The organism is Actinosynnema sp. NPDC037264 (genome assembly GCF_055603705.1).
This window is the reverse complement of the sequence record NZ_JBVJVK010000078.1, coordinates 1-26,187: the sequence shown is the minus strand read 5'-3', so window position 1 is coordinate 26,187 and position 26,187 is coordinate 1. Positions and strand designations below refer to the sequence as shown.

Below are 26,187 nucleotides of genomic sequence, written 5' to 3'. Positions count from 1 at the left end.
TCGGGCCTGGTCGGAAACGACTCACACGCGACTCGCGCCCCTGAGGACCCCTCACGTGCCCGCGGGAGCACAATGGCGGAGTGACCGGCGACGGCGACCACGCGGAGCAGGAATTCTGGGACGAGTTCGACCGCGCGTTCCGGCGTGCGGGCAGTCCGTCCTTCAAGCGCATCTCGAAAGACGCGCTGGAGAAGTACGACGTCGAGGTCTCCGAATCCAGTGTCAGGGAATGGGTCAGCAATCGGCGGCTGCCCAGGGCGCCTGACAAGCTCCTGGTGGTGATGCGTGTGCTCGGCGCGGAACGCCAATGCGACTGGGTGGGCCTGCTCGACCGCGCGAATACCGCCAGGCGGTTATCCGGTCGGTCTGCGAGTGCGATGCCGGACGTGGACGCGGACGCGCAGGCGGAGACCGGCGCATTGCGGCAAGAGACGACGGGTACTGCGGCGACGACGAGTGCGGCCGCGGCAGGGTCGGTGCTGTCCCGTGGCAGGCGTATCGGTGGATGGCTCACGGGCGGTGCGGCGGTCGCCGCGGTGATCACGTTGGTGGTCGTTTTCGCCTTGTCCGGGGAACAGGGCGGGTCGACCACCGCCGGCACCGGGTCGGGTGCCGAACGTGGTGCGAGCACCGGGCCGACGAAGAACGCGGAGGACGGTGTGCCGTGCCGTCCGCCCGCTTCGTCCAGCTTCCTCGCGCCGTCCGCCTCGGCATCCCCGCGACCCACGGCCTATGCCCCCGGCGGCGCGGGCCGTGCGGAACTGGTCGTGGACCAACGCCAAGTCGTGCTGACCGACGACCTCGGCGACGGCTGCTCGGTCATCCTCACCGTCCGCGCCGATGGGGCCGAGGCCGGGACCTGGCCCAACTCCGCGGGTCGGACCGGGAAGATCAAGGACGGAAGGCCGATACCGCCCAAGACGATCGACCTGCCCTGGCTGGACACCGCGCGGCGGGTCGACTTGCGGGTCTGCGTAGGCGAGGTGGTCGATCGCAAGCCCGTCTTCCGGGAGGACGATTGCGGTCCCTGGGTCACCGAGAACCTGTAGCCGGACTTCTCGGCGCCCGGGCGGGATCGAACGACGTGGGGTGGCCGTGGGATGCGGCAATACGAGGACGCGCGAGAGGTGTGCGGGTTAACGTGCGGCTGTGATCTTTCTTCGGGTCGTTCGCGCCTTGCTCGTCTTTCTCGGCATCGGCACCGCGGCGTTGGGAATCATCCTGATCGCGGTCGACGCCCGGGTCACGGGTGGTCAGATCACGGCGTCGTGGAGCTGCAAGCCCGAGGGCAGCGGGACGTCCGGGCGCATGACCTGCAGGACCGATTCGGCCACGTACAGCGGGCCGGGCGGGCTGGTCGACACCCTCAGCTACCTCGGGCTCACGATCGGCGGTGTCGCGTTGATCGGGGCGGCCGTCGCGATCGGGCAGTTCGACCGGACCCGGATCACGGCCGCGCCCGCTTCGGGTCCGATGGGTCCGCCGTCCGGCCCGCCGCTGCCCCCGCCGCCCGGCCACGGTCCGCAGGCAGTGCCGGGACGTGGGCAGACCGGCGCCTGGTGACGGCTCGGGGGTAAGTGCTGAGCAGGTCCCTTGTCGCCGGACGCCGGCAGTGTGGTGAGCGACAAGGGCTTGTTGGGATGACGTCCGGTACGGGGTTCGTCCTCGACGCCGCGGTCCCGTGATTGTCCACTTTTTGGCCAGTACGGCCCTGACTGCCCACTTTTTTGTCTGTTTTTCGGGCTCGGCTGCTGCATATCATCTGCCGCGTGTCCGGCTACAAGTTCGATTTCTTCATCAGCTACGCCCGTCGTGGAACCGTCCAGCAGTGGCTGTTGAACCACTTCCTCCGAAAGCTGTCGGATTGTCTGGCCGACCAGTTCGCGCCGACGCCGAGGATCTACGTCGACCGGGAAATGCCGCGTGCGGTGCACTGGCCGTCCGATCTGCGGCACGCCCTGCGGCACAGCAAGATCATGATCCAGTTGCTGAACCCGCAGTACTTCGCCTCACCGTGGTGCCTGGCCGAGTGGCACAACATGTTGGAGAGGGAGCGGATGCTGGGCCTGGCCAGCCTGGAGAAACCTCAAGGGCTGATCTACCCCATTCTCTACTCGGACTCGGACAACTTCCCGCCCGAGGGTAAGCGCCGAGGTTGGGTAAGTTTCAAGGAATTCGCGTATCCCGACCCGGCGTACCAGCAGACCATCGAATTCGTGCGGTTCCACCACGAGGTGAACAAGCTGGCTGAGGACCTCGTGGCGCTGGTCCAGCAGGTGCCCCCCTGGCAACCCGACTGGCCGGACGTGGACCCACCCGACCCCGTGCTCGCCCCGACACCTCCTCTGCCGAGGTTCTGATGGCCACAGGGACCGTCATCACCTTCTACTCCTACAAGGGCGGCGTCGGGCGGAGCTTCACGCTGGCCAACATCGCCGTGCTGCTGGCCCGGTGGGGCTACCGCGTGCTCGCCGTCGACTGGGACCTCGAAGCACCCGGCCTGCACCACTACTTCAAGCCGGTGATGGCCGAGCAACCCGTGGGCGGCGTCATTGACCTCGCCCACGACTTCCTCGCCGGAGCGGAGGGCCCGCGACCGCACGCCGTGCGGCTCGACGTCGAAGGCAGCACGCTCGCGCTGCTGGCCGCGGGCCGTGACGACGACTCGTACACGGACCGGATGCAGCGCATCGACTGGGAAGAGCTCTACCGGCGGGGGTTCGCCGAGTTCCTGGAGCGCTGTCGGGCGGAGTGGACCGAGGACTACGACTTCGTGCTGATCGACAGCCGGACCGGCGTCTCGGACATCGCGGGCATCTGCACGGCGCACCTGCCCGACCGGCTGGCTGTTCTGTTCACCGCCAACGAGCAGAACCTCAAGGACATCGTGGACGTCGTGCGCCGCGCCGACAGCGCGCGCGACCGCATGCCCTACGACCGGCCCCGGCACCTCGTCCTCCCGATCCTGTCCCGGCTGGACGATTCGGTGGAGTACGAGCGGGCCGAGCTGTGGCGGCGCAAGTGCGCCGAAGTCGTCGGGCCCTTGTTCCGCAACTGGCTGGTCAAGAACGTGGCGGAAGACCAGATGTTGCGGCACCTCACGTTGCCGTACATCCCGTTCTGGAGCTTCGGCGAGCAGTTGTCGGTGCTGCAGGAGCGCCCGCCGGCGGCGGGGCAGGTCTCGTTCGCGCTGGAGACGGTGGCGGCGGTGATCGCGCAGCAGTTCGACCGCACCGATGTCCTCGCCGACAACCGGGACGCTTACGTGGCGTCGGCGCGTGATCGGCGCCAGGACTTCAACCTGGACTTGTTGGTGTCCAGCCCGCGGTCGGCGTTGCACGTCGCGGACCGGTTGGTGGAGGAGTTGCGCGGCTTCGGCGTGCGGGTCGAGCGGTCGTCGTCCGGTGATCTGGAGATCCTGGACAGGACCAGCGAGCTGGCCGAGCACCTGTGCCTGGTGGTGGACCAGGGGTTGAGCCGGTGGCAGGTCACCGAGGTGGAGCGGTTCCTGCGGCACACCATCGGCCCGGACGGTGGTCAGCGGCGGCTGTTCTGCGTGCTGACCGACGGCACCGACCCCCGCAACCTGCCCGGCTTCCTGCGCAACCTGCGTCACCTCCAGTTCGGGCCGGGCGTGGCGCGGGACCTCCACGACATGATCACCGGCACGTCCGCCGGTGACCTCGACCCGGACCGCGACGCCCTGCGGAACGCGGCGGCCGCGCTGCGCGCCGTGCCGGACCGGCTGCCGTCCGTCGGCCGGTTGTCGCTGGTCGAGGAGACCGTGCACGGCATGGCGACCGCGCTCGACAACGGCGACTTGGCGGCGTTGTGGGACTTCTCGGTCGACCTCGGCGTGCTGTCCAAGTCGCACGCGGACGACGGCCGGTTCATCGCCTCCCAAGGCCTGCTGACCGACATCAACACCCTCCTGGACCGGATCGACCGCCGGATCGACGCGTCCACCGACTGAAAGGCGAAGCCATGCCCGAGAAGTTCGGGAACGACGAACGAGCAGCGCTCATCGTGCTCATGCTGGAGAGCCGGGACGTGCCCAACGTGGAGCTCGACCGGGAACTCAAGGTGAGGCTGGGCAAGGACGGCCGCGAGAGGTTGAACGACATCGGCCTCCTCCAGTCGTGGAAGGAGAAGAACCGGATCTGGCACCGGATCACCGACGAGGGGATCTCCTGGTGCATGGACGACTTGGCCTCGGGCGAGCCGCCGTCCAAGTCGGGTCCGCTGTCGCGGGCGCACTTCGCGGTGTTGCGGCGCTTCATCCGCTACCACCAGCGGCGGAACACCCTGGCGGAGGTGATCCGCTCCGGTGCGGACCTGGAGTCGGTGATCCGCGCCGCCTACCTGGCGCTGTCGGTCAAGCCACAGGACTGGGTGCGGTTGGCGAAGTTGCGCCCCAAGCTCAACGGCGCGGACAAGGACGAGGTCGACGCGGTCCTGCTGGAGATGGTGAAGACCGGCACGGTGCACCTGGCCCCGGACTCCAACCGCAAGGTGCTGACCGACGCCGACCACGCGGCCGCGGTCCGGGTCGCCGGCGAGGACAACCACCTGGTGGCGATCGAGGAATCATGACCGAGCAACAGCGCAAGGCACTGGCCGCTCTCCGCTTCAACTCCGCCGAGACGCCCGACGACGTCTGGGAAACGTCGCCGTCGCACGTGGACGGCCTGCACGCCAGGGCGGAGACGCGGATCCTGGCCGGTATCGCAGATGCGAGGGCCAGCACCGGCCCCAGTCCCATCGGCCTCGTGCTCCAAGGGCGCAAGGGGGTCGGCAAGACCCACCTGCTCGGCTCGGTGCGCCGCATGGTGCAGCGCGAAGGCGGCTACTTCTTCCTGGTCGAGCTGACCACGGGTCAGGAGTTCTGGAACGACGTCGCCGAGGCGATGCGCAGCGAGCTGCGCCGGAGCACGGATGACGGTGAACTGCAGCTCACGGTGCTGCTGCGGCAGCTGTGCCAGGCAGCGAAGGTGCCGGCGGAGGTGGCGGCGGCGGTCAGGGGCGAGACGACGCTGACCCCGCAGGACCTGACTGCCTTCCTCGTCCACCTGCGCGGGGTGAACGCCCGGATCGCGGTCGAGTGCGCGGACACCATCCGGGCACTCGCGCTTTACGCGTCCGAGCACGCCGACATCGGCTTGGCCTACCTGCAAGGCGTGGTGGAGGCGGGCGGCGAGTGGGGTTTGCCACCCCGGTCGAAGCCGGCGCAGACCCTGGTGCGGGACATCTCGCGGGTCCTGGCGCTGACCGGCCCGTGCGTGATCGCCGTCGACCAACTGGACACCCTGGTCAACCTCGATCAGGGAGTGATCGGCGAGAAGGTGAAGAACCCGGAGCTGAAGGGGGAACTCGCTCTCATCGCCGACGGGTTGATGAAGCTCCGGGAGAAGACCAGGCGGACGCTGTCGATAGTGGCGTGCCTGCCCAACACCTGGAAGATGCTGCACGACATCGCGAGCGACACGGTCACCGACCGGTTCACCGAGATTCCGTTCCTCGGCTCGATCGTGGACCCGGTGATCGGTCGGGCGCTGGTGGAGAAGTGGCTCGGGGTGGTCTACCGGCGCATCGAGTTCACCCCGCCGCACCCGACCTGGCCGGTGTCCCCGGACGCGTTCGGGGTGCGATGGGCGGTCACCCTGACCCCTCGCGTGCTGCTCAAGCGCATCCACGCGCACGCCGAGGCGTGCCTGCACGGCGAAGTCCGGGAGCTGACGTCCTTCGACGAGAAGCCTGACGAGCCGCGTCCCCGGGAGGAGGTCGGGCTGGAGCCGGAGCACTTCGAGGAGTTCGACACCCGGTTCGAGCGGTTGCGGGAGAAGGCGGAGGTTTCGGTAGGCGAGTTGAAGCAGCACAACGAGGACGACGTGATGCCGGCGTTGTTGCTGGCCGGGCTCAAGTCGTGGATCAACGAGGTCGGCAACGACGACATGGTGTGGCAGGCCGAGCAACTCCACGGTGGCAGCGACCTGCACGCCCGGTTGCTCCGCACGCTGGACGAGGACCTGGACACGGACGAGCGCTGGGGGTTCCGCCTCATCGCCAGCGCGCACGGCCGGTCCGTGCTGAACCGGATGCGGAAGGTTCGGGATGCGGCGCGCGTCGGCGCCCAGAACCGGCACCTGGTGCTGCTCCGCAACGGGCCTGACGGGTGGAAGGGGGCGAAGACGCGGACCGAGCTCGCCGAGGTGGAGCAGGCCGGTGGTCGGTGGGTCGAGATCTCCGACGACGACCTGCGCACGTTCAGCGCGCTCAAGGAGATGCTGGCCGCGCAGACGCACCAGTTGCTGGCGTGGCTGGTGGCGCGCAAGCCCGCCAGCCGGACGACGTTCCTGCGGGAGGTCCTGCCCGGGTCGGACCGGTCCGCGGCAGGGCACCAGGAGACGCGGCCCCCGCCGGCGCGGGCGCAGCCGCCGTCGCCGACGGAGATCGTGCTCGGCGTGGACGGTGAGGTTCGGATCGAGCTGGAGTCGTTGCGCAAGCACGCCATCGTGTTCGCGGGGTCGGGTAGCGGCAAGACCGTGTTGTTGCGGCGGATCGTCGAGGAGTGCGCCCTGCGGGGGGTGTCGGCGATCGTGCTCGACCCCAACAACGACCTGGCACGGCTGGGTGACGCGTGGCCGGAGGCGCCCGGTGACTGGTTGCCGGGTGACGCGGACACCGCCGCCGAGTACCTCGCGAATACCGAGGTGGTGGTGTGGACGCCGGGACGCGCCGGTGGCCGGCCGCTGAGCTTCCACCCGCTGCCGGACTTCACCGAGGTGCGCGGGGACGTCGACGAGTTCGCGGCCTCGATCGAGGCGGCGCTGGCCCGCCTCGTGCCGCACGCCAAGGTCGGCGGCGACTCGAAGTCCGCCGCCCGCAGCCGGGCGGTGCTGAAGGAGGCGCTGACGCACTACGCCCGCACGGACGGGCGCGACCTGTCGGCGTTCATCGACGTGCTGGACGACCTGCCGGAAGGGGTGAGCAAGCTCAGCACCGGCCGCGCGACGGCGGCGGACCTGGCGGAGACGCTGCGGGCCGCGATGGTCAACGACCCGTTGCTCGGCGGTGCGGGCGAACCGACGGACCCGGCGGTGCTGCTCACCCCGACGCCGGGCAAGAGGGCGCGGATCTCGGTGATCAGCTTCATCGGGTTGCCGTCGGAGGAGCAGCGGCAGGGGTTCGTCAGCCAGCTCCAGCTGGAGGTGTTCGCCTGGATGAAGCGCAACCCGGCGGTGGACCGGCCGCTCGGCGGCCTGGTCGTGATGGACGAGGCGCAGACCATCGCGCCGTCCGTCGGGCAGGCGGCGAGCACGCGGACCACGATCCTGCTGGCCTCGCAGGCCCGCAAGTACGGGTTGGGCCTGCTGCTCGCCACCCAGGCGCCGAAGGGCGTGCACAACCAGGTGGTCGGCAACGCGACGACGCAGTTCTTCGGCAGGCTGCAGAGCCCGGCGCAGATCGCCGCGGCGAACGACATGGCCAGGGCCAAGGGCAGTTCGGTCGGCGACATCTCGCGCTTGGAACGCGGTCAGTTCTACGCCACGGGCGAGACGTTCGGGTTCCGCCGGATGCGGGCGCCGCTGTGCCTGAGCCACCACCCGTCGAGCCCGCTGCGGTTGGAAGAGGTGCTCGACCGGGCGCGGGACGACCAGGGCTGACCCCGGGTACGACGAGACGCGCTCCCCGCCCGTGACGGGTGGGGAGCGCGTCCGGTCGCACGGTCAGCCGACGGTGGCGGCGAGCACCGCGTCGATCCGCTGCCAGAGCGCGGTGAACAGCTCCTCCCGCCGGTAGGCGCGGGCCGTGCCGCTGCCGCCGAGCACCGAGAAGTCGTGCACCTCCAGCACGGCCGCGCCCACGCCGGTGTCGTAGACCGGACGCGCCCAGCCGTTGGTGAGGGCGGCGGCGCCGTCCTGCTTGCCGACCACGAAGTTCACCGTCTCGTCGCCGCCGATCCCGCCGCGCTGGATGTCGAGCGCGTACAGGGTGTCGCCCGCCCGTTCGACGCGCACGGCGATCCGCGTCTCGCCGACGTGCGCGGTGCCGACGAACCCGCGCCGCTCCAGCCTCGGCAGCGCCGCGGCGAACTGCGCGCCCAGGTACCGCAGCGTCGCGTCCTGCTCGGTGTAGCGGCTGAAGGTGGCGGGCACGACCGGCTCCGCCGGCTCCTCCTGCACCGGGGCGACGGCCTTGACCCTGGTGACCACCTCGGTGACCGGCGCGCGTTCCCGACCGACCGCCTCCGCCGTCTCGATCCGGGCGACCAACGCCTCGGTGAGCTGGTCCGGGGCCGTGCCGCGCACGTAGGCGACGTGCGGGTGCAGCAGGTCCGGCGGCACGGGCACGCCGCCGAGCAGCACCGGCAGCACGTGCTCGTCACCGGCCTTGACCGCGCGCAGCGCGGCCGTGGTGAAGTCGTCGACCTCCGAGACGAACGGGACGAAGAACCGCACCCGCGCGTCCGGCAGGTCGCCGCCCTCCTTGTGCGCCCACCACTCGTGGGTCTGCTCGGGCCCGTGCAGCACGGTCAGCCCGCGCTGCTTGAACGCTTCGACCACCTCCTCGACCGCGGAGCGCTCCTCCTCGGCGAACGACACGGCGACGTCGTACTCGCTCACGACCGAACCTCCCTGTTCACGCCGGCGTGGTGGCCGGCCGTCCTGATCTGCCGGCACAGCATCGGCACCGCCTGTCGACCGGAAGTGGACGAGGAGTGGATGCGCCGCCGTTGCCCGTTGCCCGGCCGCCGGGAAACGGGCAACACCTGGTCACCCCCACTGCGTCGGTGAATCATTGTCGGTGAGGGCGGAAGACTTCGGATAAACGCCCGGATCGCATTCACCGAATTCTCGTGGAGGATTTGCCATGTCCAAGAACGTGTCCTTTTTCGTGACCAAGGCCGGTGTGGCGCTGGCCGGTCTGTGCGCCGTCGTCGCCGTGTTCGCGTCGGGCGGCGGCGCCTCGGCCTCGTCGTTCGACGAGTGCCCGCCGCCCACCACGGTCACCGTCGGCCCCGACGGCAACCCGTGGCACGGCTGACCGGACCGCAAATGTGCGCCCGGCTGTTCGCGGGTATTTCGCGGACGGCCGGGCGATTGCGCCGGGCCAGGAGCAGTGGTGTACTCGGGATCAAGCCGGATCAGGAGGCTCGGGTGAGCGGATCATTTGGTGAATTACTGCGTGAATCCCGTGAGGCCGCGGGGCTGTCGATAGGGCAGTTGGCCAAGCGCGTGCACTACAGCAAGGGTTATCTCAGCAAGATCGAGAACGACCTGAAGCCGCCGCACGAGACGATCGCGCGGCTGTGCGACGGCGTGCTGGACGCGGGCGGCGCGCTCATCGAGGCGGCCCGCTCGGCGCGTGAGCGGCTCGCCGACGCCGGGCTCGCGCTCGACCGCCGCCACGTGCTGGTCGCGGGCACGGGCACGGTGCTCGGGATGGCGCTCAGGGGCGGGCCCCGACCGGTGCCGGACGAACGCGTGGTCGTCGGGATGCGGACCTCGTTCGAGCACCTGCGCTCCCTCGGCATGCAGACGAGCCCGGTGGTGATCCTCGAACCGCTGGTCGCCCTGGTGCGCACGGTGCACGCGCTCGCGCACGAGAACCCCCAGCCGATCAGGACGCGGCTGCTGCTGCTCGCCGCGCGGATCGCCGAGTACACGGGCTGGATGAACCAGGAAGCGGGCGACGAGCAGGGCGCGCTGTCGTGGACGCGGCACGCGTCGGAACTGGCGCGGGCGGGCGGCGACCGGGAGATCGTGAGCTACGCGCTCGTCCGGGAGGCCGGACTCGCGCTCTACCGGCAGGACGCGACGAGCACCATCGACCTGGCCCGCCAGGCGCAACGCGTGGACCAGGCGAGCCTGCGGACCCTCGGCCTGGCCTCCCGGCGGGAAGCGCAGGGGCACGCCCTGGCGGGCGACAAGGGCTCCTTCGACCGGGCGCTGGACCGTGCCGCCCACCTGCTCGGCGCGTCCACCTCCGAGACCCGCGACTACCCCGTGCTCGGCTCGACCGCGCCCGACCCGGCGGAACTGGCCAGGGGGTGGTCGTTGTGCGACCTCGGGCGGACGGTCGAGTCGGCCGCCGTGCTGGACCGGGAGCTGGCCGGGTTGCCGCCCGCCGCCCGCCGCTCACGGGCCCGGTTCGGCGCCCGCCGCTCGCTCGCCCACGCGCTCGCGGGCGAGATCGACCAGAGCTGCGTGACGCTGACCGGCACGCTGGACGACGCGGCGCAGGTCGACTCGGCGACCGTGCGGACGGACCTGCGGGAACTGGCCAGGACCCTCGCCCGCTGGCGCAACCACGGCGCGGTCAAAGAGGTCTACCCCGAGCTGCGGCGCGTGTTGCAGCAGCGGTACTGACCGGTGCGCCCGGCGGGTCCCCGCGACCCGCCGGGCACGGTCACGAGATCAGCGGCACGCACAGGTCAGGGCCTCGTGCTCCGCCCTGACCTCGGCCGCTTCGGGTTGGTCGAGCGCGACGAACCCGGCCTCGGCCGCGTCCCAGTGCCCGGCGGCGGTGGTGTGCTGCCCCAGCGCGTGCAACGCCCGCGCGACGCCGCGGTGGGCGTGCGCCTCGTGGCCGCGGTGACCGGTGCCGGCCGCCAGGTCCAGCGCCGCCTTGTAGGAGCGCAACGCCTCCGACCGGTCACCGCCGTCCCAGGCGGTCGCGGCGCGGTCGAGGAAGAGGCGCGTGCGCAGGTCGGCGTCGGACACCCCGGCTGCCTTCTCCCTGGCCCGGTCCTGGTACCGCGCGGCCTCGGCCGGCCGGCCCTGCGACCGGTGGACGTTGCCGGTGTAGTTCAGCGCGTAGGCCGCCAGGCAGTCGTCGCCGAGCCGCTCGGCCAGGCCGTACGCCTCCAGATGGGACTGCAACGCCTCGTCCGCCAGGCCGAGCCGCTGCTGCACCGAGCCGAGGTTGTTCAACGCGTGCGCCAGTCCGTGCACGTGGTCGACCTCGCGCAGCATCGGCACCGCGGCCAGGTGCCGGCCCAACGCGCGGTCGAGGTCGCCGCGCTCCTCGTCGCACGTGCCGAGCATGCTCAACGCGTGCGCCTGCCCGCGCACGTCACCGCACCGCTCGTACTTCTCCAGCGCGGCCTCGAAGTGCTCGATCGCGTCGTCGTGCCTGCCGAGTTCCATCAGGGGGATGCCGATCGCGCACAACGTGACCGCCTCGCCGAGCACCTCGCCGAGCCACCGCCACTCCGCCAACGCACGAGTGGCCAGGTCGAGCGCTTCCTCGAGCCGCCCGAGCCGGTCGTAGGCGGTGGCCAGCCGGAGCTGCACGTGCGCCCGGCCGTAGTGCTCGTCGGGCTCGGCGGACACGACCCCGTGCGCCAGTTCCATCGTCGCGACCCAGTCCTCGAACCGGTTCGTGGTGTTGAAGTGGCGCCAGATCAGCACCGCCAGCCGCCACGCGTGGCCGGGCAGGTCGTGATCGGCGGCGTAGCGGATGGCGGCTACCAGGTTGTCCAGCTCGGCGGCGATCCACGCGGTCGCGTCGGCCTTGTCCCCGAACGCCGGCACGACCCGGCTGGTGCGGTGCACGCCGGGCAGTTGCGCCCGGTCGAACGGGTTGGCGGCGCCGACCGCGCCCGCCAGACCGACCAGGTAGAAGTCGAGCAGCCGCAGGAGGGCGTCCGCGTGCTCGGTCGGCGTGGTCGGCGGCGGCTCCGCCGCGGCGAACTCCTTGAGCGGGTCGAGCATCCGGTACCGCTCCGGCGCGACCTCTTCCACCAGGCAGACCTCGTGCAGGTCGTCGAGCACCGCGCGGACGCCGGCGACCTCGCGGCCCGCGAGCGCCGCCGCACCCGTCACGTCGAGGTCCGGTCCCGGCAGGTGGCCGAGCAGCCGGAACAGCTCCCGCTGCGGCGAGCCGAGCTGCAGGTACGACACGCGCACCGCGGCGCCGTCCGCGCCGTCGCCGTCCGCGGGCCACGGGCCGCTCTCCTCCAACTGCCGCAACAGGTGCTCCAACGGCCAACCGTCGTGCCGGCGGAACAGCGCCGCGGCCACCCGGATGTGCACCGGCATGTAACCGCACCGCTTGACCACACCAGCCACTTCGGCCGACCGCCCACGCAGGCGAAGCGGGCCGGTCAGCGTGCGGAACAGCGCGAACGCGTCCTCGGGCGGCAGCTCCAGCAGCCGCAGGTGCGCGCCGGTGTCCGGCTCGCCGACCCGCCTGCTGGTCACGATCGCGAAGCAGCCCGCCTCCTCGGGCAGCAGCGACCGCACCTGTTCCGGTGAGTGCGCGTTGTCCAGCACCACCAACGTCCGCGTGCCGTACAGCTCCGTCTGGTACAGCGTGAACTTCCGGTTCACCGACGCCGGGATCAGCTCGGGCGGCACGCCCAGCTCGCCCAGGAGCTGGTCCAGAGCGTCCGACACCGTCGTCGGGGACACGTTCGGCGTGTAGCCGTTGAGCCGCACCAGCAGCTGCCCGTCCGGGAACCGGTGCCGCAGCCGGTGCGCCGCCTCCACCGCCAAGCCGGTCTTGCCCACGCCCGGCGCGCCGCTCACCCAGACCGCGCGCCGCTCGCCCGGTGTCGCGGCCACCGCCTCGACCGACTCCAGTTCCGCGTCACGTCCGGTGAACCCGCCCTCCCGCGACGGCAGCGAGCTGGTCGGCTCGCCGCGTTCGGCGCGGGCGGCGAGCTTGCGCAGCTGCGGCCCCGGCTCCCAGCCCTGCTCGGCCAGCGCGGCCTCGGCGGCGTGGAAGACCCGGCCCGCCTCCGTCCGGTCGCCGTTCGCGATCAACGCCCGCATGAGCAGCCCGGCGTGCTTCTGCCGGGCCGGGTCGGTGCGCACCACCGGCCGCAGCCGGTCCCGCGCCGACCGGTGGTCGCCCGCGTCCAGCTCCAGCTCGGCCAGGTCGCCGACCGCGTCGTAGTAGCTGTCGTCCGGTGACATCAGCTCGGTGCCGCCGACCCGGTCGTGGTCGATGTCCTCCAGGAACCGGCCCCGCCACAGGTCGACGGCGGCGCGTAACAGCGCGATCGCCCGGCGCGGGTCGTCGGCGCGCGCTGCCTCCGCCTCCGTGCGCAACCGGTCGAACCGAAGGGTGTCGAGCTGGTCGTCGTCGACCCGCAGCAGGTAGCCGGTCGGCGTGGTCTCGATCAACGCGTCCTTGCCCTGGAACGCCTTGCGCAGCTTGTTGATGTAGCCGCGCACGAGGTTGCGGCGGTCGAGGTTGCCGCCCCACACGATCTCGGTCAACTTCTCGGTGGACACCGGCCTGTTCGCGTGCAGCAGGAGCACCACGAGCACGAACCGCTGCTGCTGGTCGCCCAACGGCAGCCGAGCACTCCCGTGCCACGCCTCCAACGGACCGAGCATCCGAAATTCCACGCTGCCTCCTGCGTTCGCGAGCCGATGTCTACGACGGATGTCGCACGAGTGGCCGAATGTGTGTCGGAATCCGCCTTGGGTCCACCGCCGGTAGACAAACACCCGCCACGCTCCGGCCTGTCCGCAAAAGGTGTGGGATGGAGGAGCCGCATGGGATCCGATGTGCTGCCGTGCTACGTGGTGTGCGACGTGTCGCTCTCGATGACCGACCACCTCGACGAGGTGAACGCCGGCCTGCGCGAGTTCCGCGGCGCCGTGCACGCCGACCCGGCGGCCGCCGCGCGGATCAGGGTCTGCGTGGTCGGGTTCGCGGCCGCGTCCACCGTGCTGCAACCGCTGCGACCGGCGGCGGAGCTCACCGGGCTGAGCGCGGCGAGACCTCGGACGGGATCCAACTTCGGCCCCGCGTTCGCCCTGCTGCGCGAGACGATCGCGCACGACGTCCGCACCTTGAAGGCGCGCCACGCCCGGGTGCACCGCCCGGTCGTCTTCTTCACCTCCGACGGACGGCCGACCGACCCGGCGACCTGGCCCGCGGCGTTCGCCGCGCTGGCGGACCCCGCCTGGCCGCCGCGCCCGACCGTGATCGCCTTCGGCCTGGGCGCGGTCGACCGCGGCACGCTCGACCGCATCGGCACGTTCCGCGTCTTCCTCGGCCAGGACGGCATCCGCCTCGGCACCGCGCTGTCGGTGTCGGTGACCGGGACGGCGCGGCGGCCCGACCGCGTCTAGGCCATCCACGATGTGTCCACGTCCGGTCCACTGGCCGGCCGCACGCTGCACGGCGGAACGCGGTGGAGATCGACGGGGGTGAGGCGATGAACGCGTACGCGGACCTGGTCCGGGAGCTGAAGTCGCTCCGCAAGGGTCGCGGCGTGCTGGCGGGCAGGATCGGGGACCGGGTGGGACCGACCCTGCGCGCGACCTGCGGGGTGACCGAGGGGGACGCGCCGGGCGCGATCCGCCGGAAGGTGTCCGACCGGCTCTCCGAGCTGGCCGGGCGGCTGCCGGCGGACCTGCGCCTGGCCACGCTGGCGGCGTTCGCCATCGACGCCGAGGCCCGGCTGCCCCTCTACCAGGACCGGGTGTACTGGGCGGCGGTCAGGATGGACCGCGACCCGCGCACGGTCCGCCGCCGGGTCGACGAGGCCATCAGCCACCTGGCCGAACTGGCCGCCGACGCGCCGCGTCCCCGGCGGGACGCCCCGACGGGCGGTTGGCGCACCGCCGAGCTGCACGCCGTGCTGACCCTGGACCGGCCGCGTCCCGAGGTGATCGAGAGGCACCGGGTCGTCGCCGACCGGGACGGCCTGCGCGAGCTGGCGCTGACGCCCCCGTTGCCGCTGGACCGGCCCGACCTCGACGTGCGGGTGCTGTACGGCGGCACGCTGGTCGAGCGCTCCACCCTGGCCCTGCCGGCGCGGGTGGACGGTGGCGACTCGCACGACTTCGCGATCCGCTTGCGCCCGCCGACCGCGCACGCGCTGCGGTCGTACTTCCTGTACGTCCCGCAGCACCCGGTGGACCTGCTCGACCTGAGGGTCCGCTTCGGCGGCGCACCGACCCCGCCGCGCGTGCGGGTGCTGGACGGCGCTCACCGGCACGACGGCGCGGACCCGGCCGACGAGGGCCACCGACACCCGGTGGACCGGGCCGGCGAGATCCACCTGAGGTTCCGCCACCTCACCCCGGGCTTGGCCTACGGAGTGCGTTGGGAGGCGTCGGGCGAGTAGAACGGCCGCGCGGGCACGGCCGACTCGGCGAGGTGGAGCCGTCCGGTCTGCCAGGGACTTCGGCTCGGACGCGGGCGAGTTCGCGCCCGCTCGGGGGTCAGGCTCCGCCGCGAGATCGGGTGATGAGGGGAAACGGGTATGGCGAGACGCGTCGTGGTGTCGTTGGCGGCGCTCCTGCTGTCGGTGGTGGTGGTTTCACCGGCCGTTGCCGAGGCTGATCCGGTGGCGTCCGCCTACACCCCGGTGACGCCCGTGCGCGTGTTGGACACCCGCACGGGTGGCGGGATCGTCGGCGCGGGGCAGAGCGTGGTGCTCGACCTGTCCTCGCGGACACCGGCCGACGCCACGGCCGTGGTGCTGAACGTGACCGCGACCGAGCCGACCTCGAACACGTACGTGACGGTGTGGCCCGCGGACGGCACGCGCCCCACCGCGTCCAACCTCAACCTCGTCCCCGGTGAGACCCGCCCCAACCTGGTCACGGTGAAGTTGGGCCCGACCCGTCGGGTGAACCTGTTCAACGCCGTCGGCACGGTGCACCTGCTGGCCGACCTGTCCGGCTACTACGCCACGAACGCCGGCTCGCGGTACCAGCCGCTGCCGGCCGCGCGGGTGCTGGACACCCGCGCCGGCACCGGCGTCGGCACGCCGAACGCGGACGGCTCGCTCCCGTTGGACCTCACCGGCGTCATCCCGGCCGAGGCGAGCGCCGTGACGTTCAACCTGACCGCCACCAACGTCACCGCCGACACCTACGTCACCGCGTGGCCGCACGGCGAGCCGCGGCCCACCGCGTCGAACCTCAACCTCGTGCCGGGCGACACGCGGGCCAACCTGGTGACCGTCGCGCTGGGGGACGACCGGACCGTGGACCTCTACACGCGGCAGGGCACGGTCGACCTGATCGCCGACCTCGCCGGGTTCTACGTGCCGGGAGAGGGCCTCGGGTTCTACCCGGTGGACCCGGTCCGGGTCGGTGACACGCGTTCCTCGGCGCCGGCCCGGCCGGACGACCCGAAGTCCCTGTGGCTCGGCTGGACCGGGTCCGTCCCCGACGACGCGACCGCGGTCCTGCTCAACGTGACGGCGACCGAGGCGTCCACGGCCACCTACGTCAGCGCGGGTCCGGGGGGTGCCGGCCCCGCCAGGTCGTCGACGCTCAACGTCACGCCCCCCGCCACGGTGCCGAACCTGGCGGCCGTGATGTTGGGCATGACCGGCGTGGTCGTGCTGCGGCCGGGCGCCGGCAGCGTGCACCTGGTCGTCGACATGGCCGGGTACTTCGCCCCCGTGCCGACCACCTGCGCGAGCGGTTGCGTGTACGCATGGGGCCAGAACAACGACGGGATGCTCGGCTCGGGCGGTGGCACGGGCTCCAACGCCTACTACGGCGACAACACCCCTCGGCTGGTGTCCGGCCTGGACGGTGTGCGCGCCGTCGCGGGCCGCTACGCGCTGCGGGCGGACGGCACGGTGTGGGCCTGGGGCGCGAGCGACTTCGGCGCACTCGGCGCCGGCTGGCACGTGGACGGCGGGTTCGCGCCGGTGCCGGTCCGGGTCAGGGGGCTGACCGACGTCACCGCGATCGCGTCGGCGTGGAGCACCGGCTACGCCTTGCGCGCCGACGGCACCGTCTGGGGCTGGGGCATGAACTACTCCGACGAGCTCGGACCCGGCACGTCACCCGAGCGCCTCAGCGACGTGCCGGTCCGCATCGAGGGCGTCGACGACGTGGTCGCCATCGCCGCGTCCAGCGGCACCGCGTACGCGGTGCGGTCGGACCGCACGGTGTGGTCCTGGGGGTCCAACTCCTCCGGTGAACTCGGCGTCGGCACGACGGGCGCCGGCTCGTCGACGCCGGTCCGGGTGGTCGGTCTGACCGACGTCACCGAGTTCGTCGCGGGTGGCGACACCCGGTACGCGTTGCGCGCGGACGGGACCGTGTGGACCTGGGGAGGCAACGCGGAGGGGCAGCTCGGCAACGGCACGTCGTCCGGGCAGACCGGCACCCCGACCCCGGTGCCGGGACTGGGCGGCGTCGTGTCGGTGGCGGCGTCGAGCCGGACCGGCTACGCCGTGCGGACCGACCGGACGGTCGTCGCCTGGGGTGCGCACACCCACGGCGAGGCCGGTGTCGGTGGTGCGGGGCGGGACGTCAGGAAGCCGACGCCGGTCGTCGGCCTGACCCGGGTCGCGGAGGTCGTCGGCGCGGGCGGCAACGGGTACGCGGTGCTGGACGACGGCAGCGTGTGGGGCTGGGGCGTGAACGTCTGGTACCAGCTGGGTGACCGGGACGGCGGCACCGCCTTCACGCCGCAGCGGATCCCGGGCCTCCCGCCGGTCGCCGCGATCGCGGCGACCGGCTCCAGCGCCTACGCCATCGCCCGGTAGGTCCTCCTCGGCGTGATCGCCCGCTGACCAGCGCCACCAGGTCAGCGGGCGATCTCGCGTCGACAGTCCTTTGTGGACTGCGGTTCGCCGGTCAGTCGAGGACCGCGAACGCCTCGACCTCGACCAGCACGTCCGGCTCGAACAGGTAGTCGACGCCGATGAGCGACACGGGCGGGAACGGGCGGGGGATCCCCAGCTCGTCCGCGACCTCGGCGATGCCCGCCATGAAGTCGTCCATCTTCTCCGGGCTCCAGTGCGTGACGAAGAACCTCAGCCGCACGACGTCGGAGAAGTCCGCGCCCGCGCCGGCCAGGCCGCGCGCGGTGTTGCGCAGGGACTGGGCGACCTGGCCGGTGAGGTCGCCGGTCGCGACCGGGTTCCCCTCGGCGTCCCGCGCGATCTGGCCGGCGACGTGCACGTGGCGGGTGCCCGTGCCGATCGAGACGTGGTGGTAGGGGACGGGCTGGAACATGCCCTCGGGGGTCAGCAACCGCACGGTCACGGGAAGTCCTTCACGCTGGTAGTTGGTGGTATCCAAGGTCTACCTGGTACACGAAAGGAACTTCAACGAGACTAGGTGTCATGCAGGAAACCACCGAGCCGGCCTCCGGGAGCCCTCAGATCGCCGCGCCGCACCGCGAGCTGCTCGACCAGGTGCTCGACAAGTGGTCGTTGCAGGTGCTCGACCAGCTGTGCGGGCGTCCCTCGCGCTTCAACGAGCTGCGCCGGGCGATCCCGGTCGTGACGCAGAAGTCGCTCACCGCGACGCTGCGGCGCCTGGAGCGCAACGGGATGGTCGAGCGCGTCCTGATCAGCTCGCGGCCGATCGCCGTCGAGTACCGCATCACGCCCCTCGGGACGACGCTGCAAGACCTGATCGACGCGCTGCTGCGCTGGACCACCGTCAACATGGCCGACGTCGAACGCGCACGCGCGCGGTTCGACGACGAGGCGTAGTTCACCCGTCCAGGACGCCCCGCCGGTACGCGGCGGCCACCGCCGAGGCGCGGTCGGCGACCTCCAGCTTGGCGTAGATGTGGAGCAGGTGGGTCTTCACCGTGGCCTCGCTGATGTAGAGGCGGGCGGCGGCCTCGCGGTTGGTCTTCCCCTCGGCCACGAGCGCGAGCACCTCGCGCTCGCGCGCGCTCAGCCGTGCCTCGGTCAGCGGGCGCGCGGGCCGGATGCGGGCGAGCAGGAGGGCGGCGACGGACGGCGCCAGCACGGTCTCGCCACGCGCGGCGGCGCGCACGGCGCGGAACAGCTCCTCGCGCGGCGCGTCCTTGAGCAGGTAGCCGATCGCGCCCGCCTCGATGGCCGGCAGCACGTCCGAGTCGGTGTCGTGGGTGGTGAGCACCAGGACCCGGGTGCTCGGGACTCGGTCCAGGAGCATCCGGATCAGCACGCCGCCGCTGGGGTCGGGCAGCCGCAGGTCGGTCAGCACGACGTCCGGCCGGGCCGCGGCCACCACGGTCAGCGCCTCGGTCCCGGAGGCGGCCTCGCCGACGACCTCCAGGTCCGGCTGCGTGCCGAGCATCCCGCGCAGCCCGTCGCGCACCACCGGGTGGTCGTCGACGACCACCAGCCGCAGCGGCGTCACCGGTCCACCCCGATCGCCGGGACGGTGACGCTGACCGCCGTGCCGCCGCCCGGCGCGGACTCGATGTCGACGCCGCCTGCCAACGCGCGCACCCGTTCCCGCAGCGCGGTGAGCCCGAAGCCGCCGTCCTCCCCGGGCGTGAACCCGGTCCCGTCGTCACGCACGTCCAACACGACCACGTCCTCCATGTAGGACAGCGTGACGTCCACCCGCCCGGCCAGCGCGTGCCGGCCCACGTTGGACAGGGTTTCCTGGGCGGCGCGCAGGACGGTCACCTCGACCTCCGAGTGCAGCGGCTGGGGCGTGCCGGTCACGGTGAACGCGGCCGGCACGCCGTACTGGTCGCGCCACGTCGTCACGGCCTGCCGCACGGCGTCGCCCAGGCGGGCGTCCTGCAGCGGTCCTGGTCGCAGCGCCTCGATCGAGCGCCGGACCTCCACCAGGCTGGTGCGCGCCAGCTCACCGGCGTTCTCCAGCCGGGCGCGCACCGGGCCCGGCGGGACGGCGTGCTCGTCGATCGCCTCCAGTTGCGTGACGATCCCGGTCAGCCCCTGGGCGACGGTGTCGTGGATCTCCCGCGCGAGCCGCGCGCGTTCGCCGGCGACACCGGCGGCCCTGGCCTGCTCGACCAGGAGACCGTGCAGCCGGGCGTTCTCCGCGGCCACGGCGACCAGTTCGGCGTTGGTCTCCCGGCGGCGGATCGCCTCCCGCTCCATGGCCCTGATGACGCCGCCGATCAGCGCCGCCAGCGGCGTGCCCAGGGCGATGTTGATCAGCGACTGGCGCACGTCGGTTCCGGAGACCAGCAGGAACGGGACGTTCGCCGCCATCACGCCCGCGTACGCGCGCCACCCGGGCAGGGCGACGAACGCGAGCACGTAGCACATGGGGACGAACATCAGGAACGCGTCGCTGCGCACCACCAAGGCGCAGCTGAACGCGAGCATGCCCACGAAGTACGCGGCCATCGCCCACACCCAGCGGTCCCACCACTGCGGGTGCGCCACCACGAACCACCAGTGCCACACCGCGAGCCCGGCGGCGATGGCGAGCGTGACCGCGTGGTGCGCCCAGCCGCGCGGGTCGGTCGCCACCGACACCGCGCACGCCAGGAGCAGCAGGCCGAGCGGGGCCAACGCCCACGTCTGGTTCCACCGCCGTTCCCGCAACAAGCCCAGCCGTTCGTCCACCGTCGTCACGCCGACATCTTCGCCGCCGCACGGCGATAAGTCAGGCGGCGCAACAAGGCCTCCGCCGGGCCACGCCTCCCCGTGCGCCGGAGCAGTGCGGCGAGGAGCAGTGAGACCAGCCACGTGCCGAGCGCGACCAGGGAGAGCCCGGCGGTGCCGAGCGTCGCGCCGAGCCCCAGCGTGTACGGCACCAGCAGCGCCACGAACACCACGGACTGGAACAGGTAGCAGCTCAGCGAGTACTGGCCGCCGGCTTCGAGCAGCCGCACGACCGGTCCCCGCCGCCGGTCGAGGCGGACCGCCGCCAACGCGATGAGCGCCGCGTACCCGAGACCGCCGGCGACACCGGTCACCGCGTGCAGCGCCGCGATGCCCCACAGCGTGATCGGGGCCGTCGGGTGCCAGAACCCGCCCACCGCCAAGGCGATCGGCAACCCGCCCGCCACGGCCACCGCCAGCCCGATCACGGCGGTGCGGACCAGCAGGGGGCGGTGCGCGGCCGGGTCGGTGAGCACGGTGCGCCTGGCCGCCCAGGTGCCGATCAGGGCGGCGCTGCCGACGCCGATCATCCCGAACGGCGTCAGGAGCCACTCCGCCGGTCGCAGGACCGCCGCCTCGACGGGGTCCGCGGTCTCGAAGGAGAGGAAGTGGTGCCGCCCGCCGGTCGCCGGCGCCAGCTCGGACGCGCCCTGCACCAACGCCACGACGACCAGCCACAGCCCGGCGGCGACGAGCAGCTTGCGGTCCGACACCCGCAGCCAGCCCAGGACCAGGAAACCCAGGATCCCGTAGCTGATCAGGATGTCGCCGGGGAACAGCAGGACCACGTGCACCGCGCCGAACACGATCAGCCAACGGTTGCGCCGCCGCAGCAGCCTCTTGGCCTCGCGGTCGTCCACCCCGGCTTCGCGCCGGCGCCGGTAGGAGTGCACGACGCCGTAGGCGAAGAGGGCGGCGAACAGGGGGTACGCGCGGCCGCCGACGAAGGTCACGTTGAGGACGCCGGCGAGCCGGTCGAGCAGGCCGTGCTCGACGATGTGCTGGCGCACGCCGTACTGGCGGCCGTAGAGGTAGGGCACGGAGTTGGCCAGCGCGATGAGGGCGAGCATGAGGCCTCGGGCCAGGTCGGGCGCGAGCACCCGTTCCCCGGCGGAAACCGGCCCCACCGCGGCAGTCGTGTGAGTCATGGGCCCAGCCTCGGGTGCGGACGGGTGGGCGCGGATCGACGGTCCGACCGATCGCGCGCATCCGCCGGGGCCGGCCGACGATCAACCGATCGGTCGATGCGCGAGGACCGACTCGGCCGCTGCGACGCGGCCTGATCGAAGACAACGCCGCACTCGGTCCTAGGACACCGGAGGCAGGGAGGCGCGCGGCTGCTCGGCGGAATCGACTGCACCATCGGCGAGGTCCGCCGCGTGGGCCAATGCTTCGGCCGGCGCTTTCTCCCGCAGCATCGGCACCATCCCTTCCCTGGTCGAGACGTGCACGAGGTCCTGGTCGGCGCACGCGAGCAGGTGGCGGCCGACCGTTCTCGCATGGGCGCGAGCGGCGGGGTCACGGTGACCGACCGCGGTTGACGGACACGTCCCGTTGGGCGAAGCGGCAGAGGGGGCGGTAGGCCGGTTGTACGACGTTCGATGATGGTGGCGAAGCGCTTCGATCCTGGTCATTGACAAGTCCCAGGGCGCGCCGCACAGTTTGGGAGCGCTCCCAGATCATCACCGTCGATGAGGAATTCCCCATGAGACCGCGTCCCGTCGTGCTGCCGGCCCTCGCCGCGCTCGTCGTCGCCCAAGTCGTGCTGACCACCGGCTCGCCGGCGCAGGCCGACGCCGCCGCCACCGTCACGGTGAACACCAGGGCGGGGTTGGAGGTGGTGCACGAGGCCGCCACCGGGGTCAACCACGCCATCTGGGACACCCACCTCGGCAGCGACGCCGTCGCCGACCTGCTCAAGGACGCGGGCGTCAAGGCGATGCGCTACCCGGGCGGGTCGTACTCGGACATCTACCACTGGGCCGACCACACCGCGCCCGGCGGGTACGTGGCGCCCAACACCGACTTCGACACGTTCATGGGCGGCGTCCGGAGGGCCGGCGGGCAGGCGATCGTCACCGCCAACTACGGCACCGGCACGGCGGAGGAGGCGGCGGCCTGGGTCCGCTACGCCAACGTCGAGAAGCGCTACGGCGTGAAGTACTGGGAGATCGGCAACGAGAACTACGGCAACGGCCACTACGGCTCCGGCTGGGAGGCCGACCACCACCCGGACAAGAGCCCGACCTACTACGCCACCCTCGTCCGCGACTACGCCACGGCCATGAAGGCGGTCGACCCGACCATCAAGATCGGCGCGGTGCTGACCACGCCGGGCGAGTGGCCGGACGGCATCACGGCGGCGGGCGACTCCGCGTCGTGGAACGAGGTCGTGCTGTCGATCGCCGGTCCCGTGGTCGACTTCGGCATCATCCACTGGTACCCGAGCGGTGACACCGCGGCGCAGGTGCTGGCCAAGACCGACCGGGTGAGCGACCAGGTCGCCCTGGTGCGCGAGCAGTCGCGCCGCCTGGCGGGCAAGGACCTCGGCATCGCGCTGACCGAGGTGAACACCTCCTACGGCCGCAACACCCAGCCGGGCGCGCTGTTCGCCGCCGACGCCTACGCGACGATGATCGGCCAAGGCGTGTTCAACGTGGACTGGTGGAACGTCCACAACGGCATCGGCCAGGTCCGCGAGATCGCGGGCCACCCCGACTACGACGACTACGGCCTGCTCTCCAGCGGCAACTGCACCGCCGACGGCACGGTGTGCCAGCCCGCGCTGAACACCCCGTTCGCGCCCTACCACGCGATCTCGATGGTGTCCCGCTTCGCCCGCCCGGGCGACCAGCTCGTCACGACCGCCTCCACCGACCCGCTGGTGCGCAGCCACGCGGCCCGGCGGCCCGACGGCGGCCTCGCGGTCATGCTGATCAACCAGGACCCGGACGCCGCCAAGACCGTCGACCTGCGGTTCGCGGGCTACTCGGCCGCCGCCGACGCGACCGTGCTGACCTTCGCCAACGGCGACACCGGCATCTCGACCACGACCGGCTCGTCGTCCACGGCGACGCTGCCGCCGTACTCGATCACCACCCTCGTGCTCAAGCCGAACGGTTCCGCGACCGGTCCGGCCGCACCCGCCCGCCCGGTGGTGGACTCGGTCACCGACCGCACCGCCACGCTGTCCTGGCCCGCGCCGCCCGCCGGCGTGAAGTACGAGGTGCACCGGGCCAACGGCGCGAGCACCGATCAGTGGGGCGAGACGATCGGCACCACCTTCACCGCGGCCAACCTCATGCCCGGGACGAAGTACACGGTCAACCTGGTCGCGCGCGACAACGCCGGCAAGGTGTCGTGGTCCTCGCCGCCGCTGACCTTCACCACGGGCACCCCGGCCACGTCGACGTGCGCGGTGACCTACCGGGAGAGCACCAACTGGGGCAACGGTTTCGTGGCCGAGCTCGAGATCGCCAACACCGGCACGACGCCCGTCGCCGGGTGGACGCTGACCTACACCTGGCCCACCACCTGGCAGCAGGTCTCCAGCGGCTGGAACGCCACCTGGGCCCAGACCGGCTACCAGGTGTCCGTGGCCAACACCGCGACCCTGGCGCCGGGCGCGTCGACCACCGCCGGGTTCGTCGGGAGCTACCAGGGCCCGAACGTGCGACCGGTGAAGTACTTCCTGAACGGAAAGCTCTGCACGACGCGCTGACCGGGCGCTCGTTCCCGCTGCCCCCTGCCGACCGCGGTCGACAGGGGGCAGCGGCGTTTCACCGAACGTCGTTCGTTCACATTCATGACCGGTTTCGGGTCGAATTTGTTCACGAGTGTGACCAGCGCATATTTCGGGTGGAAAAGCGAATCCGCGGCGTTGACCGGATGTGCCGCAGCTCCTAGCATCCGAAGTGAAATAGCTTTCCCTGCCCGGTGGTCATATTTGTGAATCGGCGAGGTGTTCGCCGCTTTCGGTCGTGCGCGAGAAGTCGGCGGTGGCCGCCGGAATCGTTTCGGAAGTGGAGTCGGCATGAGCACATCGGAGCAGCCCGCAGCGACGCGGGCTGTACGACCGCGGGCCGTCCGCGGTGGTGTGGCCGCGGTGGGCGCCGTGGTCGCCCTGGCGGCCACGCTCGCGGCGTGGCCGCTCGCCACGTCCGCGCAAGCGGCGGTCGGCGCGGGCACCTACACCGTGAAGAACGCCGCCAGCGGGCACTGCCTCGACGCCGCCGGGTCGACCAGCGGCGTGCAGCTGCGGCAGCAGGCGTGCGGTGACGTCGCGGCCCAGCGGTGGACGTTGACCGCGGTCAGCGGCGGGTTCCGGATCACGTCGGCCGCGACCGGCCTGTGCGTCGGCGTGCAGGACGCGTCGACCAGCGCGGGCAAGGCGATCCAGCAGCAGACGTGCACGGGCGGCTCCAGCCAGGTCTGGGCGGTGACGGCGATCGGCGGCAACTACCGCGTGGTCAACGCCAACGGCGGCAAGTGCATGAACGTCAAGGACAGCTCCACCGCGATCGGCGCCCTGGTGCAGCAGAACTCCTGCGACAGCGTCGTCTCCAAGCAGTGGGCGTTCACCCCGGCCACCGGCACGACGACGACCACCACCAGCACGACCACCAGCACGACCACGACCACGACGACGACCACCACGACCACGTCCCAGCCGCCGGCCTCGGCGCTGTACGTGTCGCCGAACGGCACCGACGGCGCGGCCGGCACGCAGGCCGACCCGACCACGCTCACCTCGGCGATCAGCCGCATCACGGCCGGCGGCACGATCCTGATGCGCGGCGGCACCTACCGCTTCACGCAGACCGTCACCATCCCGCAGGGGAAGAACGGCGCCTCGGGCGACCGCACCGAGCTGTTCGCCTACCCGGGCGAGACCCCGGTGCTGAACTTCTCCGCCCAGGCGGAGGACCCGGCCAACCGCGGCCTGGCGGTCAACGGCAACTACTGGCACGTGCGCGGCATCGTGGTCGAGCGGGCCGGTGACAACGGCATCTTCATCGGCGGCAGCAACAACGTCTTCGAGCGCACGGTCACGCGCTTCAACCGCGACACCGGGCTGCAGCTGTCGCGGATGCTGTCCACCACGCCCAAGGACCAGTGGCCGGCCAACAACCTGATCCTGAGCGCGGAGTCGCACGACAACGCCGACTCCGACGGCGAGGACGCCGACGGGTTCGCCGCGAAGCTCACCTCCGGCCCCGGCAACGTGTTCCGCTACGCCGTGGCGCACAACAACATCGACGACGGCTGGGACCTCTACACCAAGACCGACACCGGCCCGATCGGCGCGGTGACCATCGAGGACTCCCTGGCCTACGAGAACGGCACGCTGAGCAACGGCGGCCAGGCCGGCAACGGCGACCGCAACGGCTACAAGCTCGGCGGCGAGGACATCGGCGTCAACCACGTCATCCGCCGCAACATCGCCTACGACAACGGCAAGCACGGCTTCACCTACAACCGCAACCTCGGCACGATGACCGTGTCCGACAACGTCAGCATCGACAACGCCGAGCGCAACTTCAGCTTCGACGGCGGCTCCTCGGTGTTCAGCGGCAACACGTCCTGCCGCAGCGGCAGCGGCACCAACGACAAGACCGTCGGCAGCGTCGACAGCACCAACCAGTTCTGGAGCGGCACGAACGGCTCCCGCTGCGCCTCCTACGGTGGCGCGCTGCGCTGGTCCTACGCCTCGGACGGCCGCCTGGTCGTCACGTTCGGGTAGACCCCTGTCCGGTGCGGGGGGGGGGGGGGCCCGCCGCACCGAAAGAGCCACTTCCCCCTCCCCCGCCGTCCACGACGAACGGGGGGCAGCCCCCCACAATGCCACAGAGGTGGGTGACGCCGGGGGTGTTTAA

Annotated in this window: 20 protein-coding genes; 14 read left to right on the top strand and 6 right to left on the bottom strand. The window is 71.8% G+C overall.

All coding sequences use genetic code 11. The annotated features are described in order from the left end of the window. Positions 1-80: 80 nt before the first annotated feature. The 6 genes from ACZ7GX_RS41275 to ACZ7GX_RS41250 all read left to right on the top strand — a co-directional run bounded on the left by ACZ7GX_RS41275 (position 81) and on the right by ACZ7GX_RS41250 (position 7,664). On the top strand, positions 81-1,049 hold the full coding sequence (locus tag ACZ7GX_RS41275; protein ID WP_498785511.1) for a hypothetical protein: 969 nt from the start codon (positions 81-83) through the stop codon (positions 1,047-1,049). 100 nt (positions 1,050-1,149) lie between these two features. Next, on the top strand, positions 1,150-1,563 hold the full coding sequence (locus tag ACZ7GX_RS41270) for a hypothetical protein (RefSeq protein ID WP_498785509.1): 414 nt from the start codon (positions 1,150-1,152) through the stop codon (positions 1,561-1,563). 206 nt (positions 1,564-1,769) lie between these two features. Beyond that, a complete protein-coding gene (locus tag ACZ7GX_RS41265) occupies positions 1,770-2,360 on the top strand; it encodes a TIR domain-containing protein (RefSeq protein ID WP_498785507.1) in 591 nt (196 codons plus the stop codon). After that, entirely contained in the window at positions 2,360-3,973 is a 1,614-nt protein-coding gene (locus tag ACZ7GX_RS41260) for a tyrosine-protein kinase family protein (RefSeq protein ID WP_498785505.1), read from the top strand. Before ACZ7GX_RS41265 ends, ACZ7GX_RS41260 begins: the two co-directional genes overlap by 1 nt. 11 nt (positions 3,974-3,984) lie before the next feature. Continuing rightward, on the top strand, positions 3,985-4,593 hold the full coding sequence (locus ACZ7GX_RS41255; RefSeq protein ID WP_498785503.1) for a hypothetical protein: 609 nt from the start codon (positions 3,985-3,987) through the stop codon (positions 4,591-4,593). Next, complete coding sequence (locus ACZ7GX_RS41250; RefSeq protein WP_498785501.1) at positions 4,590-7,664, top strand: ATP-binding protein; 3,075 nt, start codon at positions 4,590-4,592, stop codon at positions 7,662-7,664. The genes ACZ7GX_RS41255 and ACZ7GX_RS41250 overlap by 4 nt, the downstream gene beginning before the upstream one ends. Before the next feature lie 63 nt (positions 7,665-7,727). Here ACZ7GX_RS41250 and ACZ7GX_RS41245 read toward each other — a convergent pair whose 3' ends face one another. Further along, positions 7,728-8,624 carry a hypothetical protein gene (locus tag ACZ7GX_RS41245; RefSeq protein WP_498785499.1) on the bottom strand — a complete coding sequence of 299 codons (897 nt, stop codon included), beginning with the start codon at positions 8,622-8,624 and terminating at the stop codon, positions 7,728-7,730. 247 nt (positions 8,625-8,871) lie between these two features. Here ACZ7GX_RS41245 and ACZ7GX_RS41240 point away from each other — a divergent pair, with 247 nt between their 5' ends. Further along, a complete protein-coding gene (locus ACZ7GX_RS41240; RefSeq protein ID WP_498785497.1) occupies positions 8,872-9,045 on the top strand; it encodes a hypothetical protein in 174 nt (57 codons plus the stop codon). 113 nt (positions 9,046-9,158) lie between these two features. Continuing rightward, positions 9,159-10,370 (top strand): helix-turn-helix domain-containing protein, encoded by a 1,212-nt coding sequence (locus ACZ7GX_RS41235; RefSeq protein WP_498785495.1) that lies wholly within the window; start codon positions 9,159-9,161, stop codon positions 10,368-10,370. A 48-nt stretch (positions 10,371-10,418) separates the two neighbouring features. Here the strand turns inward: ACZ7GX_RS41235 and ACZ7GX_RS41230 are convergent, their stop codons facing one another. Continuing rightward, a complete protein-coding gene (locus tag ACZ7GX_RS41230) occupies positions 10,419-13,361 on the bottom strand; it encodes an AfsR/SARP family transcriptional regulator (RefSeq protein ID WP_498785493.1) in 2,943 nt (980 codons plus the stop codon). Positions 13,362-13,511: 150 nt separating this feature from the next. Between ACZ7GX_RS41230 and ACZ7GX_RS41225 the strand changes: the two genes are divergently transcribed. The 3 genes from ACZ7GX_RS41225 (at position 13,512) to ACZ7GX_RS41215 (ending at position 17,485) form a co-directional block, all read left to right on the top strand. Beyond that, positions 13,512-14,093 carry a vWA domain-containing protein gene (locus ACZ7GX_RS41225; protein WP_498785491.1) on the top strand — a complete coding sequence of 194 codons (582 nt, stop codon included), beginning with the start codon at positions 13,512-13,514 and terminating at the stop codon, positions 14,091-14,093. An 86-nt stretch (positions 14,094-14,179) separates the two neighbouring features. Continuing rightward, positions 14,180-15,094, top strand: coding sequence for a hypothetical protein (locus ACZ7GX_RS41220; protein WP_498785489.1), 915 nt, complete (start codon positions 14,180-14,182; stop codon positions 15,092-15,094). 138 nt (positions 15,095-15,232) lie between these two features. Continuing rightward, positions 15,233-17,485 carry an RCC1 domain-containing protein gene (locus ACZ7GX_RS41215; protein WP_498785487.1) on the top strand — a complete coding sequence of 751 codons (2,253 nt, stop codon included), beginning with the start codon at positions 15,233-15,235 and terminating at the stop codon, positions 17,483-17,485. Positions 17,486-17,576: 91 nt separating this feature from the next. Here the strand turns inward: ACZ7GX_RS41215 and ACZ7GX_RS41210 are convergent, their stop codons facing one another. After that, a complete protein-coding gene (locus ACZ7GX_RS41210) occupies positions 17,577-17,987 on the bottom strand; it encodes a RidA family protein (protein ID WP_498785485.1) in 411 nt (136 codons plus the stop codon). 80 nt (positions 17,988-18,067) lie between these two features. Here ACZ7GX_RS41210 and ACZ7GX_RS41205 point away from each other — a divergent pair, with 80 nt between their 5' ends. Then, complete coding sequence (locus ACZ7GX_RS41205; RefSeq protein WP_498785483.1) at positions 18,068-18,442, top strand: winged helix-turn-helix transcriptional regulator; 375 nt, start codon at positions 18,068-18,070, stop codon at positions 18,440-18,442. A 1-nt stretch (position 18,443) separates the two neighbouring features. Here the strand turns inward: ACZ7GX_RS41205 and ACZ7GX_RS41200 are convergent, their stop codons facing one another. The 3 genes from ACZ7GX_RS41200 to ACZ7GX_RS41190 are packed head-to-tail and all read right to left on the bottom strand — an operon-like array spanning position 18,444 to position 21,459. Then, positions 18,444-19,082 (bottom strand): response regulator, encoded by a 639-nt coding sequence (locus ACZ7GX_RS41200; RefSeq protein WP_498785481.1) that lies wholly within the window; start codon positions 19,080-19,082, stop codon positions 18,444-18,446. Next, complete coding sequence (locus tag ACZ7GX_RS41195; protein ID WP_498785479.1) at positions 19,079-20,281, bottom strand: sensor histidine kinase; 1,203 nt, start codon at positions 20,279-20,281, stop codon at positions 19,079-19,081. The genes ACZ7GX_RS41200 and ACZ7GX_RS41195 overlap by 4 nt, the downstream gene beginning before the upstream one ends. Beyond that, complete coding sequence (locus ACZ7GX_RS41190) at positions 20,278-21,459, bottom strand: DUF418 domain-containing protein (RefSeq protein ID WP_498785477.1); 1,182 nt, start codon at positions 21,457-21,459, stop codon at positions 20,278-20,280. Before ACZ7GX_RS41190 ends, ACZ7GX_RS41195 begins: the two co-directional genes overlap by 4 nt. 557 nt (positions 21,460-22,016) lie before the next feature. Here ACZ7GX_RS41190 and ACZ7GX_RS41185 point away from each other — a divergent pair. Then, positions 22,017-24,032 carry a cellulose binding domain-containing protein gene (locus tag ACZ7GX_RS41185; protein WP_498785474.1) on the top strand — a complete coding sequence of 672 codons (2,016 nt, stop codon included), beginning with the start codon at positions 22,017-22,019 and terminating at the stop codon, positions 24,030-24,032. Between the two features lie 312 nt (positions 24,033-24,344). Next, a complete protein-coding gene (locus ACZ7GX_RS41180; protein ID WP_498785472.1) occupies positions 24,345-26,054 on the top strand; it encodes an RICIN domain-containing protein in 1,710 nt (569 codons plus the stop codon). The last annotated feature ends 133 nt before the right edge of the window (positions 26,055-26,187 follow it).